Origin of the sequence: Halorubrum miltondacostae, assembly GCF_041379815.1 — an archaeon.
Lineage (GTDB): Archaea > Halobacteriota > Halobacteria > Halobacteriales > Haloferacaceae > Halorubrum > Halorubrum miltondacostae.
Genome location: NZ_JBEDNY010000002.1, coordinates 463,953 through 482,256, shown reverse-complemented (window position 1 = coordinate 482,256; position 18,304 = coordinate 463,953). Strand labels below are relative to the sequence as shown.

10 protein-coding genes are annotated in these 18,304 nt (G+C 63.9%); 4 read left to right on the top strand and 6 right to left on the bottom strand.

Features of this window, described 5'->3' with window-relative positions; all coding sequences use genetic code 11:
• Nucleotides 1–1,053 precede the first annotated feature (1,053 nt).
• The 3 genes from ABNG04_RS07915 to ABNG04_RS07905 all read right to left on the bottom strand — a co-directional run bounded on the left by ABNG04_RS07915 (nt 1,054) and on the right by ABNG04_RS07905 (nt 10,327).
• Nucleotides 1,054–7,794 (bottom strand): PKD domain-containing protein, encoded by a 6,741-nt coding sequence (locus ABNG04_RS07915; RefSeq protein WP_371161550.1) that lies wholly within the window; start codon nt 7,792–7,794, stop codon nt 1,054–1,056.
• Between the two features lie 493 nt (nt 7,795–8,287).
• Nucleotides 8,288–9,517 carry a glycosyltransferase family 2 protein gene (locus tag ABNG04_RS07910; protein ID WP_371161549.1) on the bottom strand — a complete coding sequence of 410 codons (1,230 nt, stop codon included), beginning with the start codon at nt 9,515–9,517 and terminating at the stop codon, nt 8,288–8,290.
• A 213-nt stretch (nt 9,518–9,730) separates the two neighbouring features.
• Complete coding sequence (locus ABNG04_RS07905; RefSeq protein ID WP_371161547.1) at nt 9,731–10,327, bottom strand: DUF7504 family protein; 597 nt, start codon at nt 10,325–10,327, stop codon at nt 9,731–9,733.
• A 186-nt stretch (nt 10,328–10,513) separates the two neighbouring features.
• Between ABNG04_RS07905 and ABNG04_RS07900 the strand changes: the two genes are divergently transcribed.
• Nucleotides 10,514–10,663, top strand: a complete 150-nt coding sequence (locus tag ABNG04_RS07900) for a DUF7550 family protein (protein ID WP_006111935.1) — start codon at nt 10,514–10,516, stop codon at nt 10,661–10,663.
• 50 nt (nt 10,664–10,713) lie between these two features.
• On the opposite strand, the gene ABNG04_RS07895 is transcribed toward ABNG04_RS07900, so the two are convergent.
• The 3 genes from ABNG04_RS07895 to ABNG04_RS07885 all read right to left on the bottom strand — a co-directional run bounded on the left by ABNG04_RS07895 (nt 10,714) and on the right by ABNG04_RS07885 (nt 14,902).
• A complete protein-coding gene (locus ABNG04_RS07895; RefSeq protein ID WP_371161545.1) occupies nt 10,714–11,901 on the bottom strand; it encodes an ABC transporter ATP-binding protein in 1,188 nt (395 codons plus the stop codon).
• Between the two features lie 160 nt (nt 11,902–12,061).
• Nucleotides 12,062–14,317, bottom strand: a complete 2,256-nt coding sequence (gene purL / locus ABNG04_RS07890; RefSeq protein ID WP_371161544.1) for a phosphoribosylformylglycinamidine synthase subunit PurL — start codon at nt 14,315–14,317, stop codon at nt 12,062–12,064.
• A 207-nt stretch (nt 14,318–14,524) separates the two neighbouring features.
• Nucleotides 14,525–14,902, bottom strand: coding sequence for a hypothetical protein (locus ABNG04_RS07885; protein WP_371161542.1), 378 nt, complete (start codon nt 14,900–14,902; stop codon nt 14,525–14,527).
• A 172-nt stretch (nt 14,903–15,074) separates the two neighbouring features.
• Between ABNG04_RS07885 and ABNG04_RS07880 the strand changes: the two genes are divergently transcribed.
• The 3 genes from ABNG04_RS07880 to ABNG04_RS07870 all read left to right on the top strand — a co-directional run bounded on the left by ABNG04_RS07880 (nt 15,075) and on the right by ABNG04_RS07870 (nt 18,289).
• Nucleotides 15,075–16,103 carry a PAS domain-containing sensor histidine kinase gene (locus ABNG04_RS07880; RefSeq protein WP_371161540.1) on the top strand — a complete coding sequence of 343 codons (1,029 nt, stop codon included), beginning with the start codon at nt 15,075–15,077 and terminating at the stop codon, nt 16,101–16,103.
• 62 nt (nt 16,104–16,165) lie between these two features.
• Complete coding sequence (locus ABNG04_RS07875) at nt 16,166–17,215, top strand: MBL fold metallo-hydrolase (RefSeq protein WP_371161538.1); 1,050 nt, start codon at nt 16,166–16,168, stop codon at nt 17,213–17,215.
• Between the two features lie 123 nt (nt 17,216–17,338).
• Nucleotides 17,339–18,289, top strand: a complete 951-nt coding sequence (locus tag ABNG04_RS07870; RefSeq protein ID WP_371161536.1) for a DUF4129 domain-containing protein — start codon at nt 17,339–17,341, stop codon at nt 18,287–18,289.
• Nucleotides 18,290–18,304 lie beyond the last annotated feature (15 nt).

Here is an 18,304-nt window from a genome sequence, read left to right as displayed (position 1 = left end):
ACCGCTCACCGAACACTGCTCGCCACGAGGCACGTTCCGCACTCGCCGTGAGCCTCGAGTGCGTGAATTTCGAGAGCTGATCCCAGCGCTCGTGGATCGCCGAAGCAACCTCGACATTGAGGCACCGGTGTTCTTCGCTGGTGGACGAGGACCGTGTTACGTGCCCGATCGAATGGGCAATGATGAGTACGTCGACGCTCGCGACACTGACTACGACTTCGGGTAGGAGTGGTGCTAGAGGGAATCTAAAAAATACACAATCAGTTACGTTTGTCTCATATGGGTAAGAATAGAAATAAATAACCCAAATAGAGAGGCGTGGAAAGACAAGTGTAGTGGGCGTAGAGCTACAGCTTGGAGGTGTGAAATATCGTTTGAAACTGAGTGGCCACGTACCTGAGCAGTAGGCTGCGCTCTGTGGCCACGCGGGTTGTGTGGTTTCAAGATGTCAGTGTTTGACGTGTGGGGTCTCTCGTATAGAGAGTCAATTGAGAAAGCGATCAAAGTGTCTATTATTTAAGGAGTTTCCAGTCATTATACATAGATTTGATATGAGATTGCGTGCTAATACTTCGCGTGTCCCTCCCTACGAGCTGTCCTGAATGCGGAGAGACCGATGTTTCCGTGGTGTCTGTCCCCCCAAATGACCACCCGTACGAAGGGTGGGAAACGGCGATCGAGTGTGATGAGTGCGACGTGCGCGTGTTCGCCCGCCAGCTCGACGGGTAGCCGCCGATCGCCGTGAGTAGTTTTTTGTGTTGTGTTTCTCTGGAAAGGCAGTCGCGCTGTCGTGTGGCCGGCGAGAGACACGTGGTCAGCTCTCACTCTCGTCGGCGTACGGAAGTCCAAACAAGGTGCGCGTCCGGAAGCCTAGCTGAGAGTCGTAGGTTTGACATGCTACTCATGGAGCAACTGTATGGAGGTTGCTCGTTGAAAATATCACAGAGGTCGGAACCGAGGCAGTAGAACACGGGCCAACAGATGAGTAGCCACGATCTCACTCGGTCGGTGAGCCCCGAGAAAATGGGGTGACAAGTCAGCCTTGTCTCGCTATTAGCCGCTCTTCCGTCTCACGCCTAGCACGAACAAGAGAAGCGCGAGCAGCGACGCGATGTGGCCGAAGCCAGGAACCTCGTTGTCGGTTCCCTCCTCAACGGTGACCTCAACGGTATCGGTGGTTGTCTCGCCGGTGACGGTGTCGGTCGCGGTGAGCGTTACCGTGTACGTCCCCGTGGCGTTATACTCGTGGGCGACGACCGTGTCGGTCACTGTGTCGCCGTCGCCAAACTGCCATTCGTAAGTGACGTTTGCGGTCCGGTTGTCACTCGTACTCGCGAGTGCGTCGAACTCGATGATATCGCCGACTGACGCACTTGTTCGCTCGGCCGTGAGCGTCGCCGTGACCGGCTCCACCACCCGCACCGCAATCTGGTCTGTGTCGGAGGCGCTCTGGTTTGCCGCGGTGAGCGTCACGTTGTACGTCCCCGTAGCGTTGTACGCGTGAGTGACGCTCTCGTCCGTTGCGCTCGTTCCATCACCGAACGTCCACTCGTACGCGAGGTTCGTTCCCTCACTGGCGGACCCATTGAACATGATTACTTCGTCCGGGTACACCCCAGTCTGGTTGGCGGTGATTACTGCGGTGACAGCCGGTTCCGACGGGTCGTCGCTGTCGTCGCCGCCACCGCCGCCACCGCCACTCCCGCCACCACCGCCATCGTCGCTTGTGTCTGCGGTGAGTGAGACCGTGTCGGACGCAACAACGGTTCCACTCGAAACGTTGTACAACTGCGTTTCGACCGTCACGTTCCCTGTGAGAGAGCCGGCCGGGATTGTCGTGTTCGCACGGCCTTCAACCGGAACAGAGTCATTCAGCGCGACCTGGGTATCGTTTCCAGCCGTGATGTTGACCATCTGGATCGTCACGTCGCTGTCGTCTATCACGCCGGTCGCGTTGTGGCTCGTCTCGATGGTGAGCGGGCTGTTCGGGTCGTAGGTGGCGTCGCCCGGAGCAGTAATCGACGGTGCGGCACCGCTGTCAGTGCTGTTATCGTCGTCACCATTAGATCCGTCGTCTTGCTCCGAGGAAAGCGTCGTCAGGTTTGCGTCGGTATAGAAGGGTTGAACTGTAACGTTGCCGAATACTTTTTGACCGCTCCCGGTAAAGTTGCCGCTTGGTCCATCTGTTGCTCCCCACCAGTTACGCGTGGCGTTCACTTGTCCGGTCCCGTTGTGTAGGAGACCAGCGTTTTGATTGCTGGTGATCGTATTTTCGCGGAGTATTAATCCATCACCTGAGGTGTTACTGGTGATGATGACGCCGTTCCGCTCGTTCTGGCTGATGTCGTTGTTCAGGAGACGAACAGTGTCATAACTTGTGTTCGTCGCCATTGCGATTCCGAATCCATGTTTATTACCTAATAGTGTATTATTTCTGACTGTAAGTGACCCCATCTGGCCGTTATCCATGGTAAATACACCGACACCGGGCCAGTCGGTCGTAGCATCGCTGACCGTATTGTTCACAACCTGAATGTTGGTGGCGTGACTGTCGTTGTACGCGCTGATACTGATCCCATCTCCAGGTAAAGAAGCCTCAACGCGATTATCCACTATCTCAACATCAGTTAGCGCACCGGATGAATCGAATTGGGGAAAGCCCGCTCGAACACCGATTCCGAAGTTATCGTAAGTTCCGGTGAGGCTATTATTCCTTACAGTGACATTTGTCACTGTCTCGTTGTTCGCTGTGGTGGAGATACCGAACGAGAAGTTGTTACCACCGCTCACTTCGGCGGAGCGATATATTTGATTCGAACGGACGGTGGCATTGGCAAGGTTATAGACTTGCATTCCGGAATCAGTGGCATTTTGAATATCGTTGGATGAAATATTCCAGTACCGGTGTTGTCCGGTTCCGATATCATCGATAGTTGGGTCACCACCAACAAGGACGCCAGTATCAACCTGTCTAATGGTGTTTTGTCTGACCGTTATCGCGGTTGTACCGTTGTTCCACGCCCGAATGCCATTGGTGTAGTTCCGGATTTCAAATCCTTCAATTCGGATACCAGTGATGTCGTGGTGGATGTTGAACGCCGCGTACGACGTCCTGTTGCTGTCTAAGACAGGGGCGGGAGCAGGAGCACCCGTGTTGGGACGGGGATCGGCGGCATATACCGATTCACTCACGATCGACACGTTCCGATAGATCTGGACACTCTCGTTGTACTCGCCCGGATGTACGATAATGGTTGTTTCCGGGGCTGCAGCATCAACTGCCGCTTGGATCGAGTCATACGTATCAGGATCGCTATTATTCACAGTGAGAGTCGACTGTATCGTTGATGAGAAGGATACCACATCGGTCTCGACGACGCTTTTAGACGAGACGTTATACAGCTGCGTTTCAATCGTCACGTCTCCTGAGAGGCGGTCGGCCGGGATCGTCGTGTTCGCACGGCCTTCGACCGGGACGGAGTCGTTCAGCGCGACCTGGGTATTGTTTCCAGCCGTGACGTTGACCATCCGGATCGCCACGTCGCTGTCATCAATCACGCCGGTCGCGTTGTGGCTCGTGCCGATAGTCAGCGAACTGCTCGGATCGTAGGTGGCGTTACCCGGAGCGGTAACAGACGGCGCGGCGTCCCCGCTTCCCGACTCGCTCGTGAACGTGACTGTGCGGGTTGAGAAGTGCGGGACGGTGAACGCGATCCAGGAGCTGTTCCCGGGACCGGCGTCCTCGACGACAGTGAACTGACGGGGCTGGCCGTCGAGCAGCATGCGGACGTCGTCGATGTCCTGTGAGGCGCTGACCGCCTGCTCTTGGAGATAGAACGTGACGTTCTCGCTTCCGTCTGGCGCGGTGATGTTCAGCGAGTATTCCGTTGAGGAGTTCTCTAAGAGTGCGATGGTGGTCGACGCGGCAACCGACTCCTCGACACGGAACTTGCCCGCGAGGCTCGGCGGCGTTGTTTGGCCGGGCTGATCCGTCTCGGGGAACGGCACGAGATCGCCGCCGTCGTCCGGCCCGTCGCCGGCGTCACCGATACGGAGGTTCTCACCGATCAGCGTGAGATACACCTCGTCGGACCTCTCACTAGGCCGAATAACGAACGCGTGAAGATAGCTGCCGTTCTGGAGCCCGCCGCTGTCGAACGTCGCGGTGAAGTTATCCGCCGCGTTATCGTTGTCGACCGAGCGGTTCAGAATCGCGGAGTTCGACGCGGGAGTGACGGCGTACTCGATCAGGGAGTCCGGCGAGGAAGCGACGACGTACTCGACATCCCACGAGGCGTTGACGTCGCTTTCGCGGTCGATCGAAGCCTCGATCGTGCCCTCAGTCGAGTTCTGTCGCAGCCCTTGCTCGGTCCCCGGCCCACCGTCGTAGCCGATACCGCGAATACGGGAGCCGGTCTCGGCGAGCACTGACGAGTCGGACGGCTGTGTTGTGTTCTCCGAAAGCAGCTGGACGGCGTACGGGTCGAACACGCTCGACTCGGTGCGGGACGGGTCGAACAGGTCTCGGTTCCCGGAGACCGTGACCGGGATCTCGGTCCTGGTCCCGTTCGCGAGTTCGACCCTGAGCGCCGGGCCACGGTCAGCGAGCGGGTTGGAGTACCCGATCGTGCCGTTAGGCTGGTAGATCTCGAACGCCGCGCCGGTGATGTTGTACGTGCCAACTCCCGGCTCCGGTTCGACGACCACCGACTCGTTCGTGTCTGTGTCGGTCTGGACGAGGCGGAACGCGCGCGAGTTCGCGTCCCCGATCGAGACCCCGCCCGAGGACGGCGTGGCGACCACGATCTTCTCAGCGTATACACGGGAGTCGTTCCGGCCGAAACTCGAGCTGCCAGCGGCCGGAACGAAGGAGATCCCTTCGGCTTCCGGGGGCGCGTCGGGTGTATCGATTACCTCGATCGTGTCGATGGTGACGTTCGCGTTTTCGAGCAGGGATCCCGTCTCTTCGTCGATGGCCTCGCGACGGATGTCAGTGACGGTGACGTCGTGTAGGCCGGTCGACACTGGCGTGGCGGAGACTGTCTCGGAGACGGTGACAGTGCTGTCAGTCACGTCGGCGGCGCTGTAACCGATCGTGAGGTCGTCTTCGCCGGTGTCGAATTCGAAGTCCTCGAACCGGACCTCAATGTTGCGGGCCTCGGATTCGTTCAGCGACGTGTTCTCGACCGTCACCGTCACCGTGTACGTCTGTGAGTCGCCGACAATGGCCGTCGTTGGAGAGACTGACGACGCACTCGCGTTCACCGTGAGAGCAGTGCCAGCGTCCGGCGGACCTTCGCCAGGAGCCGTCTCAGAGAACGCGCGAAGTGCGGGGTAGCCGTCGGTCACCCGCCACGTGGTCTCGAAGTCGAGCCCGGTCATGTTCGTCCGAGCGGCTTCTCCCTGCATCTGAGCAGTCGTGAGACTCGTCACATTCTCAGATGGAGGCTGATTGGTCGTCCGTGAATCGAAGTAGGATTCGAAAATGCTCCCCGTGGTTCCATCGTACGCGATGTTGCTTCCCGCGAGGCCGCCGACACCGTTCTCTCCCGACACAAGCCCGACAGCGAACGACTCTCGAATCGTTCCGCCATCTCTGTTGCCGCCGCCGTCGTTCTTCCCCACGAGTCCCCCCACGTTACTACTCCCACTCACACGTCCGGATGCTGCCGTATTCGTGATCGTGCCAGTGTTTCCGCCGACGAGTCCACCGATGCTATTACCCGAGTCGCCAATCCCAGTCACGTTGCCGGACGCCGTCGCGGCCGTAATCGTTCCTGCGTTCCTACCAACGAGTCCACCGACGTCGCCGAACTCGCTTCCAGTGACGCTGCCGGATGCGTTTGCGTCCGAAATCGCACCTTGGTTTGACCCAGTGAGACCACCTACGACACCGGTCCCGTTAACACTCCCGGACGCCGTCGCAGCCGTGATTGTGCCGTCGCTTCCGCCGACGAGTCCGCCCACATCTTGCCCCCCACTGACAGTCACGGATGCCGTCGCATTCGTGATCGAACCAGGATTGTCTCCGACGACACCACCAACGTACCGATCGCCAGTGACGTTCCCGGAGACGCTCGTGTCCGAGACATCCCCTGGGTTGGCTGCTGCGACAACACCGGTTCTGGAGTTGCCAGTCACTGTAACGTTCGTCAGCGATACGTTTGATATTGTTCCGGCGCTGGTCCTGAATATCCCGACGAAGTCTTCACTTGGACGATCGATCGTGAGTCCGGCAATCGTGTGGCCGTTCCCGTCCAGCGTTCCGCGGAACCACGGAAGGTCGTTGTTGAATAGCGTCCCTCCAACGGGATCGAACCCGCTTCCGTTGTTCCACTGCGCAGTATCGGTGGCGTCAATGTCGGCGACCAACACGTAATGCCCGTTCAGGTCGTCTTCCATCGCTTGGAGTTCGGATACGTTAGCGATCCGGTACAGATCGTCTTCGGTACCATTTTCGGGTAATCCAGCACCGTCGTCGGGTCCATCGGTCACCTCGATCGTGTCCATGGTGACGAGTTCGTCTTCGATCAGGAACTCGTCGGTGTCACTCCCAGTTGCGACTTCTACATCCGTGACATAGACCGGGTATCCTCCCGTTGTCGACGGAGCGGTCGCGGAAACGACTTCCGTGACGCTGATCGTTCCGTTCGAGACGTTCGCGTCGGTGTAGTCGATCCGAAGCTCTTCTTCGGGTCCGGCTAGCTCGTCGTCGTCGACGCTGAGATTGAACCCCTCGAACGCCACGGTAATGTCACCCGACGCCGTGTCGCCCAGCGACGTGTTGTCGATCCTGACCGCAACCTCGAACGTCTCTTGTGTGCTGCTGGTGACACTAATCGGGGAGACCGACGAGGCCGTCACGTTCACTTCTGAGGGCGCGGCGTCGTCCTCGCCGTCGTCAGGTCGGATAATGCTGATCTCGGTAGAGTCGCTGTCGTTCGCGGTTCGGACCGTCGCGTTCGGGGACCCGAGCGGCGCGTCGACGGCAACGTCGTGGGTCAGGATGACCGTCGTAGATTCGCTCCCGTTGAGCGTCAGCTCCACGCTGTCCGTGCTCGTATTCTCGCCGAAATCAAGTGTAACGGTCTGGGTGGCTTGACTGTCGCGGGTGTTGGTGACCGACGCGACGACGGTCGCCGTCGTCCCCGGTTCGACCGAGTCGTCCGTCTGAGTGCCGTTGATATCTACGGCGAACTCGCCGGTTGAGGTCTGAGTCTCGCCGACGACGAACGTCGAGAAGTTCGTCGTGGTGGCCTCGAAACCGACCGTGTCATTCTCTCCGCCGGAGGCGTCGGTGACATCAGTCGGGAGTGTTTCGGCTGAAGACAGGTTGTCCGGAACCCGGATGACGGTTAGCGACGAGGGGTCATCGATGGCTTGCGCTGGGACCGACCCGCGAAGCGTTGCCGTCTCGCCGTCGCCGAGCGCCGGCGCACGCCGAATATCAATGGACGCTGCCAATGTAAACCCGGTTACCTCGTCGTCGGCATCGACGAACTCCGTCTGGATGGCGTCGGCGACCGATCCGTTCCGATTCGGCGGGTCCCGTTCCGTGAGGTTGACCCGCCCCTGAATGTCGGTCGCGGCGTTGAATGCGATCTGCTCGATGTATCTGGTGTCAGTGAACGTCACCTCGTTGTTACTGATCGGTTCGCTGATCACCGAGGTATCGCCGTCCGTGGGTGTGTCTGCTGTCGCAAATTCACTGGACGCAGCGCTACCAGCGACCATTGAGGTGAGTAGAAGAAGTGAAAAAAGAATGGCACCCGTTTGCTTCTGCCACGGTGTCATGGTCTGTTCACACTAGCCGGATCAAGAGAATCGGTGTCTCTGTGAGGGAAGCCAGAGCCTCGCCCGTCAGCCGCGCGACCAACTCGTTGAACGGACGATATCAACGCTTTACCCAGCGGGCTACGCAGTATCTGGGTCCCGCTAGAATCGATTACGATACCATGTACGTCATCTGCTGAACGCGGAGCTGTCGGTGTTGTTTTAGCGGTTCGGCTTGGGCTGGCGGTATAAGAGGATCTATTGTGTGACATTGTCACTCGTGGATGCCCCGTGTTGGTGTCAACGTGTTAATTGAAGATTAATAAAACTATAGACTTGGTAGCTCAGTCTGGGGGTAAAAGACTCTCGAGACCTTCTTAGCAAGGGCTTCACGAGAGTTGTCACTGTGGCGCACGGCAGGTCAGAAGACACGACGACAGTCAGTAGAAATCACTTTGACCGCGGCCACGGCGAGAGTGTCAACAGTCGTCTCGAAATAGGACCCGGAAGGCAGTCAGTTCACCGAACTGAGGAAGAACGACGAGAAGACAAGCTGGACTCCAACCACGATACACGTAAACGCGAGCAGGGCGCTCGTCGTGAACGGAACGGACCCGAAGCCGCTGAGTGCCCACTCCGCAATAAGCCAGCTCGCGTACACAGCGCCGGCGGTGAAGACCGTGAGCCCGGCGGATGCACCGCGTTCGAGCGTCGCGTTCTCGGTGACCCAGTCGGTGATCACGTCGTTTGGCTTCTGGATCGGATCGCTGGCGACGGTGGCGAACACGCCGAGTGAGCCGACTTGAACACCTAGAATCGAAAACAGGCTGCCGGCGATCATCGAGTTCGTCCCAAGCGTGATTGCTCCGAACTCGATGCCGGTGTGTGCGATCAGCACTACCGCCGCACCGAATATCGTGAGGAGCATTCCCGGGACTGAAAAGAGGTATCCCGGTGCGTTCACGAGCATGAATCGGACGTGCCGCCAGCCGTCACGAAAGCTGTCAAGCGTCTCTTCGCCCTTGCGTTCGTGATAGACGATCGGTACCTCCTCAATTGTGAGGTCACGTGCCCCAGCGTCCATGATCATCTCGGAGGCGAACTCCATGCCACTCGTCCCGAGATTTAGCTGTTCGTACGCATCGCGGGTGAAAATTCGAAACCCACTGTGAGCATCGCTCACGCCGGCGCGATAAAACGTGTTGAGGAACCGCGTCAACAGGGGGTTGCCGATATACTGATGTAGCGTCGGCATCGCACCGTCTTTGATCTCACCGTCAAGCCGGCTTCCCATGACGATGTCTGCGTTTGTCTCCAGCAGGTGATCCAGCAGTCGTGGGATCTGCGTGAAATCGTACGTGGTGTCCGCGTCACCCATCACGATGTACTCACCGCGGGTTCGGTTGAATGCGTACCGGTACGCGTATCCGTACCCCTTGCCGTCGGGTTCAACGACGACGGCCCCCATCTCGCGAGCGATTTCGGGCGTCCGGTCCGTCGAGCTATCGCTGATCAGAATTTCGGTCGGCAGTTGAAGCGCTTCAACGGCATCTTTGATCCAGTTGATACACGTTCTGATCCCGGCTTCCTCGTTGAGCGTCGGCATCACGACGCTCAGCGTGGGCATCGTATTAGAGTTGGCCCCGACGAGCAGCTCATCTGCCGATTGACGGGACTGTTCAGTGGTTGTCTGTGCGGTTGCCTCCCCCGCCTGCCCGTCGAGATTGTTAGTTATTGTGGCCATCGAAACGTGTTCGTGAGCTAGTTATTTTTTGCCAACTATTTTAAGTTTTCGTATACCGATAGGTAGGTGATTGGTAATATTAATATCTGTAGAGATCTCTATGACGTTTAGTTTACCCGAGGGATGGTAAAGTAACAAACGATCACTCAGTCGCGCAGTCAGAGGAATGTCTTACAGTAACCTTCTACGACCGTTAGAGACGCTCCGGTGTACTCAGAAGGTTTCCCAATCGGTCAGCGATGGCTTTTTTACACGGAGTTCTTGGTCGCCGGAATTGGTTCGTCGGGTTTCTATCACAGTGTCAAACATCGGAATAAACTGGTGAACAGTTGACGTATCATGGACCCGAGGTTCGATCGCCGCATACACCGGCCAGTCAGCGCCGGTCGACTTCTGGGTAAGGATATTTGTGAACTGGAACACGTCGCGGCGAGACGTGTATACCAACAGCGGCGAGAGGTTCACAACTCCGACCGAAAACTGATCTGACCGGTGCTGTTGGAGTATATCGGCGAACTTCATCCCGATCGACGTGAGATTGTCCGGGCTTTGGGCGTATTTCGTCATCTCTGTGTCTGTTGCCGCTCGCTCGAGGGCGTTCGTAATACAGTCGACGACGATAAGTTCGGACCCGTCGCCGTCAGTGCGCCGCTGATACCTGGATCGGACAGTGCCTGCTGGCTCTCTTGTCGATATCACGGCCGACTCTCCCGGTGCGGTGTGTAGCAGCTGATGGAGCAATCGCCGCCGTCCCGACAGCGTTGGGCCAGTGATTAACACCGTCTCACCGTCGCGGATAGGTAGCTCCATCGACAGGTAGTAGCCAACTGTCATATAATTAATTTTTCCAAGCTACATTCTTTACTGACGGCCGAGGGACTGTCCAGCCGATGGGAGTCTCCAACACGAAGCGAGGGGAGCAGTGACAACAGCACACTACGAGTCTCGCTGTCGAGTTCAGGTGCGCTTATGTATCCCCCACCCACATCCGAACGTATGGATGACCACTCGCACGAGCCCGACCCGGACAAGCGCGTGACCGCCCCGATGCAGGAGTTCGGCGGTCGCGAAGTCGGCATCGGCGCGGCCGTCACGCTCGTCGGCCTGCTGCTCGCGTACGCCGTGCCGTTCCTCGCGACCTTCTGAGCGCAGTCGCTCGTTGGCTTTTATTCAATCGCCGAGTCGCCAGCACTCGCTTACCGCGGGTACCAGGCGAGCGGGTGGTCCGCGGTGAGCTCCAGGGAGACGGGCTCGTCGAGACCGAATTCCTCGACGTGGTTGTGGAGGCAGTGGACCGTGTCACCCGAGTCGAGGTCGACCCGGTAGACGAACGAAGGGCCGACGTACTGTCGCGAGACGATGACGCCGTCGGCGAGCTCAGGGCTCGCAGGCGTCGCGCGCAGGTCATCGGGCCGGACGAGCACGTCGACGGGCGCGCCGTCGTAGACGGTGTCGTACCCCTCCAGCGTGACGGCGTCGAAGCGTCCGATGCCGGTGTCGACCTTCCCGTCGCGAAGCTCGCCCTCGAGGAACGACGCCCGGCCGAGGAAGGAGGCGACGAACTTCGACTCGGGGCGCTCGAAGACGGACTCGGGGCGGCCGACCTGCTCGATCTGGCCGTCGTGCATCACCGCGACGCGGTCGGAGATGGAGAGCGCCTCCTCCTGGTCGTGCGTGACCGAGATGGCGGTGACGCCGGCTTTCTTCAGGATGCGCCGGACCTCCTCGCGCATCTCGACGCGGAGGCGCACGTCGAGGTTCGAGAACGGCTCGTCTAAGAGGAGCACCTCGGGTTCGGGGGCGAGCGAGCGCGCGAGCGCGACGCGCTGCTTCTGTCCGCCGGAGAGCTGGTCGGGCGTCTTCTCGCCGTGCTCGGTCATCTCGACCAGTTCGAGCAGCTCGTCGACGCGCGCCTCGCTCGCGGCGGCGTCGGCGTCCGTCAGCCCGAAGGCGATGTTCTCGCGGACGGTGAGGTGGGGGAACAGCGCGAAGTTCTGGAAGACGATGCCCACGTCGCGCTGCTCCGGCGGGATGAACGCGCCGTCGCCGGCGACGACCTCGTCGCCGAGGGCGATCTCTCCTTCGGTCGGCTCTTCGAGTCCCGCGATGGTTCGCAGCGTCGTCGTCTTGCCGCACCCGGAGGGGCCGAGGAACGTCAGCAGTTCGCCGGAGCGCACGTCGAGCGAGACGTCGTCGACTGCGGTCTCGGGGCCGAACGCCTTCGTGACTTCGGACAGCGACAGGACGGGGTCCGCGGCGGCGGTCGCCCCGTGGTCGGCGGCGGCGCTCGCCCGGTGGTCGGTCGCGGAGTCGTCCGATCGATCGGCCGTCGCGTCGTCCGACTCGGTCGAGCGCGTCGTGCCGACAGGTTCCGTGGATGCCATCGATGAGGTGGCGGGCACCGGAATGGCCGGCGTCCCGCGGCTGCCGCGACATACTTTAGGAGTGCCTAAAAGCGTATCGCTCGCTCCCGGACGATCGAAATCGGGTGAAGGCGGTCGGACGCTACGCCGGATTACTACTCGTTCGCCGCGTCAGGGCGGCTCAAGCCAGTTCGCGCTCGATCACGTCGCGGTGGTCCCGCACCGCCTCGGCCGAGAGCGCGACCGACTCGCCGTCGACGGTTAGGGAGAGGGTCCCGTCGGTCGTCACGTCGCCGAGGCGGAACACCGGCAGGTCGCCCGTCGCGGCCGCGACCCCCTCGGAGTCGGTCGTCTGGACGAGGAGCCGGCCGGGCGTCTCGTCGAAGGCCGCGACGCGGTCGGGGAGCGTCGCGTCGACGCCGGCGTCGTCGGTCACGAGCTCGGCGAGCGCGACCGCGAGCCCGCCCTCGCTCACGTCGTGGGCCGCGAGCGTCGAGTCGTGGCGCGCGGCCGCCGCGAGCGACGCGACGAGGCCGCCGAGGTCGTCCGCGCCGCCGGACTCGTCGGGCAGGGTCGGGAATCGGTCGCTCCCGCCAGCGTGCGCGAGGTACTCGGAGCCGCCGAGCGCGTCGCCCCCAGACCCGACCAGCAGGAGCTCGGAGTCGGCCGCGCGCTCGGCGTCGAGCGCGGCGGGCGGGGCGTCGTACCCGCGCGTCGTGCCCAGCACTGCGAGCGTCGGCGTCGGGGGGATCGGCCCCTCGACGCTGTCGTTGTACAGCGAGACGTTGCCGCCGACGACGGGCGTGTCAAGCGCGGCGCAGGCGTCCGCGAGTCCGTCGACGATCCCCTCGAACGCGCCGTACACGTCCGGCTTCTCCGGGTTCCCGCCGTTGAGGCAGTCGACCGCGGCGAGCGGGACCGCGCCGGTCGCCGCGAGGTTCGTCGCGTTCTCCAGCGCCACCGCCCGCGCGCCCTCGTACGGCGCGGCCGCGGTCCATTTCGGATTCGCGCCTGAGGAGAGCGCGAGGCCGACGCCGTCGCCGGGTGCGTCGCTCGCTCCGTCTGTATCGTCTGCCGCCTCAGTCTCTCGGATCGCGAGCAGCGCGGCGTCGTCGCCGGGCTTCAGAGCCGTGCGGGTCCCGACCTCGTGGTCGTACTGGCGGTACACCCAGCGCTTGCTCGCCGTGGAGGGGGCCGCGAGGACGGCTTCGACCGCCTCGTCGAGCGGCGGCTCGTCCGCGGGGAGGTCACGGGCGGGCTCGCTCAGGGGTTCGCTCGGGAGGTCGTTCATTGGCGCGCCGTCGGCGAGGAACTCCGCGTCGGCGTCGACGACGACCTCGGCGTCCCCGTCCGCGTCGCCCGCGAACTCGCAGACGTAGTTGCTGTCGGTCACCTCGCCGATGACCGAGCAGCCGAGGTCGAACCGCTCGGCGAGGGCGGCGACGCGGTCGATGTCGTCGGGCGCGACCTCGTAGCACATCCGCTCCTGGCTCTCGGCGAGCAGGATCTCCGTGGCGTTCATGTTCGGCTCGCGCTGGTGGACGGAGTCAAGGTCGATGCGCGCGCCAAGCCCACCCTTCGCGACGAGCTCGGAGGAGGCGCCGCCGAGGCCGGCCGCGCCGAGGTCGCGGGCCGAGCGGACGAGGTCCTCGTCGACCAGCGCCTCGTTACACTCGATCAGGCGCTTCTCGGCGTACGGGTCGCCAACCTGGACCGCCGGGCGATCCTCGGTTTCGGCGTCTTCGGCGAGGTCCTCGCTCGCGAAGGAGGCGCCGCCGAGCCCGTCGCGGCCGGTGCCGTTCCCGACGAGCACCAGCTTGTTCCCGGGCTCCTGGGCGGTCGCCGTGACGAGGCGGTCCTCGTTCGTGAGGCCGACGCAGGCGACGTTGACGAGGGGATTCCCCTCGTAGCCGCCGTGGAAGGCGACGCTGCCGCCGACCGTGGGGACGCCGATACAGTTGCCGTAGTGGGAGATCCCCTCGACGACGCCCTCGAAGAGGTACCGCGAGCGCTCGCGGTCGAAGCCGCCGAAGTACAGCGAGTCGAGGAGCCCGATCGGGTACGCACCCATGCTCATCGTATCGCGGACGATGCCGCCAACGCCGGTGGCCGCGCCGTCGAACGGGTCGACGAAGGAGGGGTGGTTGTGGCTCTCGACGCCGAAGGTGACGTAGGTGTCGCCGTAGTCGGCGGCGTCGCGCTCGGCCGCGGGGTCGTCGGCCGCGTCCGGCTCGGGCAGCGCGAGGACCGCGGCGTCGTCGCCGGGGCCGACCACGACCTGGTCGCCCTCGCTGTCGAACGCCGACAGCAGGGGTCGCGAGGAGCGGTACGCGCAGTGCTCGCTCCAGAGGTTCTCGAACAGCGCGGCCTCGGCCGCCGTCGGCTCGCGGCCGAGCTCCGCGGTCACGAGCTCGTGGTCCGCATCGGACAGACTCATTCACTTACGTGGTCACCGAGGCGGTTCTAATGCTTTTCTATACGCACGTTCGTGGTTATCGGCGGCGACCGCGACGGCAGCTGCGACACGGCACTCGTGTGGTGGCGCGTGCCTGCGAGGCCGCCTCGCGGCCGGGGCTTCGGCGGTGTTGCTCGTCGCTCCACACTCGGTTATTAACAGCTGATCGGCCGGCACTCCGGTCGGTGTTTACAAGAGGAAAGCCACGCCGGCGTAGACGGCGACCGTCCCGGCCGCGCAGATGGCCATCGCCTTCGCGTTGAGCTTGACCGCCTTCTTCCGGTCGGCGGCGAGCGCCGCCTCGTTCTGGATCTCGCTCGTCCCGCCGCCGACGTCGAAGACGCCCATGCCGGCGAATCCGATACAGAAGCGCTCGCGGTACTGTAACCCGCCCATCGCGGCGCCGTACAGCGGGAACACCGTGAGGATGAGCGACCACTGCGGCCACGCGAACGAGACGACCGCCGCCACGAACGCGGCGGCGAGCGCGAGCGACCCGACGCCGAGGAGGAGCCGCCGTCGCTGCTGTGTCGGTCCGATGTTACACACGCCCGGTTGGTACTCCATGCGGTCGGAACGGGCGGCAGAAGCAAAGCCTCAACGGATCGACCTGGCGGGGGTGTCACGGCGTCGCGTCGGGCGGTGCGACGACCGGAGCGGATCCGCTGCGCGATCGAGCGACACGGACGGCACGAGCGACGGTTTATTACCGATCGGTCGAAACTGGACGGCAACCACGATGAAGGACAGCGACCCGGACCGTCGCGAGCGCGACCTGCGTCGGTACGAGACGATCTTGGAGTCGCTCGACGACGCCGTCTACGCCATCCGTCCCGACAGTACGATCGTCTACGTCAACGAGCGGTACGCGGAGATGAAGGGCGTCGACCGGGACGAGCTCATCGGCACGGACATCTACGACTGGGTGAGCGAGGAGACGGCGATGCAGGCGCGACGCGAACGCGCGGAGATGCAAGAGAGGGACCGCGACGCCGGGGTGATCGAGTACGAGTTCGAGCCGGTCGACGGCGAGCCGTTCCCCGCGGAGATGCGGTTCGGGTCGACGGACCTCGGCGACGGGGAGGAGCTCGGCCGGGTCGGCGTGATCCGGGACATCAGCGAGCGGAAGCGCCGGGAACGCGAGTTAGAGCGCCGGAACGAGCGGCTCGACGAGTTCGCCTCGATCGTCTCGCACGACCTCCGGAACCCGCTGGACGTGGCCCGGGGCCGGCTCGAACTCGCTCGCGAGGAGCGCGACTCCCAGCACCTCGAAGCGGTCGCGAGGGCGCACGACCGCATGGCGACGCTCATCGACGACCTCCTGACGCTGGCGCGCGAGGGCGTCGACGTCGAGTCGCTCGAACCGGTCGCCCTCGACGCGGTCACCGAGGAGTGCTGGCGGAGCGTCGAGACCGCGGACGCGACGCTGCGCGCAGAGGCGACGTCGACCGTCCGCGCGGACCGCAGCCGACTCAAACAGCTGTTGGAGAACCTCCTGCGGAACGCCGTCTCGCACGGCGGCCCGGCGGTCACGGTCACCGTCGGCGACCTCGAGGGTGGGTTCTACGTCGCGGACGACGGGCCCGGGATCCCCGAGGACGAGCGCGAGGAGGTCTTCGGGGCCGGCCACACGACCGATCCGGAGGGGACCGGGTTCGGCCTCGCCATCGTCGAGCGGGTCGCCGAGGCGCACGGGTGGGCGGTCGACGTCACGGACGGCCCCGACGGCGGGGCGCGCTTCGAGTTCACCGGCGTCGACGTCGAGTGACGCGAGGCAAGGCGGGATCCGGCGGTGGAAACCGTGAAATGCCCGGCAGCCGACGTGGCTGTGTGAAACGGATCCAGCTCGGCAACACCGTCTTCGAGGGCGAAAACGACGTGTACCTGCTCGACGGCGAGACGACGGCGCTCGTCGACACCGGCGTCTCGCTCCCCGAGGTCCGCGAGGAGTTGGTCGACGGCCTCGCCGACTACGGGCGCTCGTTCGCCGACGTCGACGCGGTCGTGCTCACTCACTGGCACCCGGACCACGCGGGGCTCGCCGGCGAGGTCCAGGCCGAGGGCGGCGCCGACGTGTACGTCCACGAGGCCGACGCCGGCCTCGTCGACGGGACGGAGACGCCGCTGTTCGCCGACCGCGACCTCCAGCGCGAGACGTTCGAGCGCTGGGGGATGCCCGCCGCTGATCAAGAGCGGCTGATCGACTTCTTCGACGCGGTCAGCACGGGGCTCTCCGGGGACCCGGCCGACGTGACGACGTTCGCGGACGGCGACGTCATCGAGGCCGGCGGCGTCGCGCTCGAAGCCCTCCACCTGCCGGGCCACACCGCCGGGCTCTCCGGCTTCGCGTTCGACCCGCACGCGGTGCCGGACCACGACCCCGTCGCCGCCGCGGACGCGACCGAGGAAGTGTTCACGGGCGACGCGCTGCTCCCGAAGTACACCCCCAACGTCGGCGGCGCGGACGTGCGCGTCGAGGGCGCGCTCGCAGCGTACGCCGAGAGCCTCGCGCGGATCGTCGCGCGCGACTTCGACGCCGCGCACCCGGGACACCGCCAGCGGATCGACGAGCCGAGCCGCCGGGCGGCGACGATCCTCGACCACCACCGCCACCGCACGCGCCGGGTGATCGAGGTCCTCGACGAGTCCGGGCCCGCCACCGCGTGGGAGGTGTCGGCCGCGCTGTTCGGCTCGCTGGAGGACATCCACGTGCTCCACGGCCCCGGCGAGGCGTTCTCGCACCTCGACCACCTCGCCGACGCCGGCGTCGTCGAGCCCGACGGGACCGCGTACCGGCTCGTCGACCCGGACCCCGACGTCGACGCCCTGTTCCCGACCACGCCGCTCGACGACGCCGTCGACGGGAGCGAGGACGCGTAAGCCGAGTCCTGAGGCTCGGACGGGAGAGGGACGACCCCGCGGGTCCGCACCGACGCGCCCCGGCGCGCCTCGACGAACCGCGGTCGCCGAAAGCTATACCCGCCGGCCGCCGTATTCGGGGACGTGAAGCGGGACGCCCTCGTCGCGGTCGCCGTCGCCATCCTCGCCCTCCTCGCGCTCGGCGTCGCGTCCGCGACGCTGGACTCCGCCGTCGACACGGGTAGCGGCGGGTTCGGCGGGGGATCCGGCGGACAGCCGAGCGTCGGCGAGGGCGACGACGATCCCGGAGTCCTCACGTCGTCGGGCGAGGCGGGCCAGTTCGCCACGTCGGACGTCTGTCTCGCGTTCCTCAGGGAACCCCCCGCGGTGCTCGCGTTCTTCTTCGGACTGACGCTGCTCGCCGGGATAGCCTATCGCGATACGGGGTCGCTGTTCGCGAGCGTCACCGTCGCCGGTGTGATGGGCGCGCCGATCGGGATCCTCTTCTGGATACTGTCGGCGTGCCGGGCGGGGTCGATGGCGGGGAGCGTCTCCGTCGGCCTCGGCGTCGGCGGCAACGAGACGGGACTGTTACCGGCCGGCGCGGCCGGCGGCGGGCTCGGCGGCGGCGAGGGGGCGGCGTCGGCGCCGCAGATCCTCTTCGCGGTCGTCGTCGTCGCCGCGGTGATCGCGAGCGTCGCCGCGCTGCTCCTCGCCGGCGGCGACGACGAGGCCGACGGTAGCGAGGGCGACCGAACCGACGATCCGGCCGAGGATCCGCCGGACCTCGCCGCGGTCGGGCGGACGGCGGGCGAGGCCGCGGACCGGATAGAGTCGTCGGACGCGGACAACGAGGTGTACCGCGCATGGCGGGACATGACCGACGTCCTCGACGTCGACCGGCCGGCGTCGTCGACGCCGGCGGAGTTCGCGACCGCGGCGGTCGACGCCGGGGTCGCCGAGGAGCCGGTGACCGCGCTCACCGAGGTGTTCGAGCGCGTGCGCTACGGCGGCGAGGACGCGACCGACGACCGCGAGCGCCGCGCCGTCGAGGCGCTGCGACGGATCGAGGAGCGCCACGGGGGCGACTCGTGACCCGCGACCACGTCG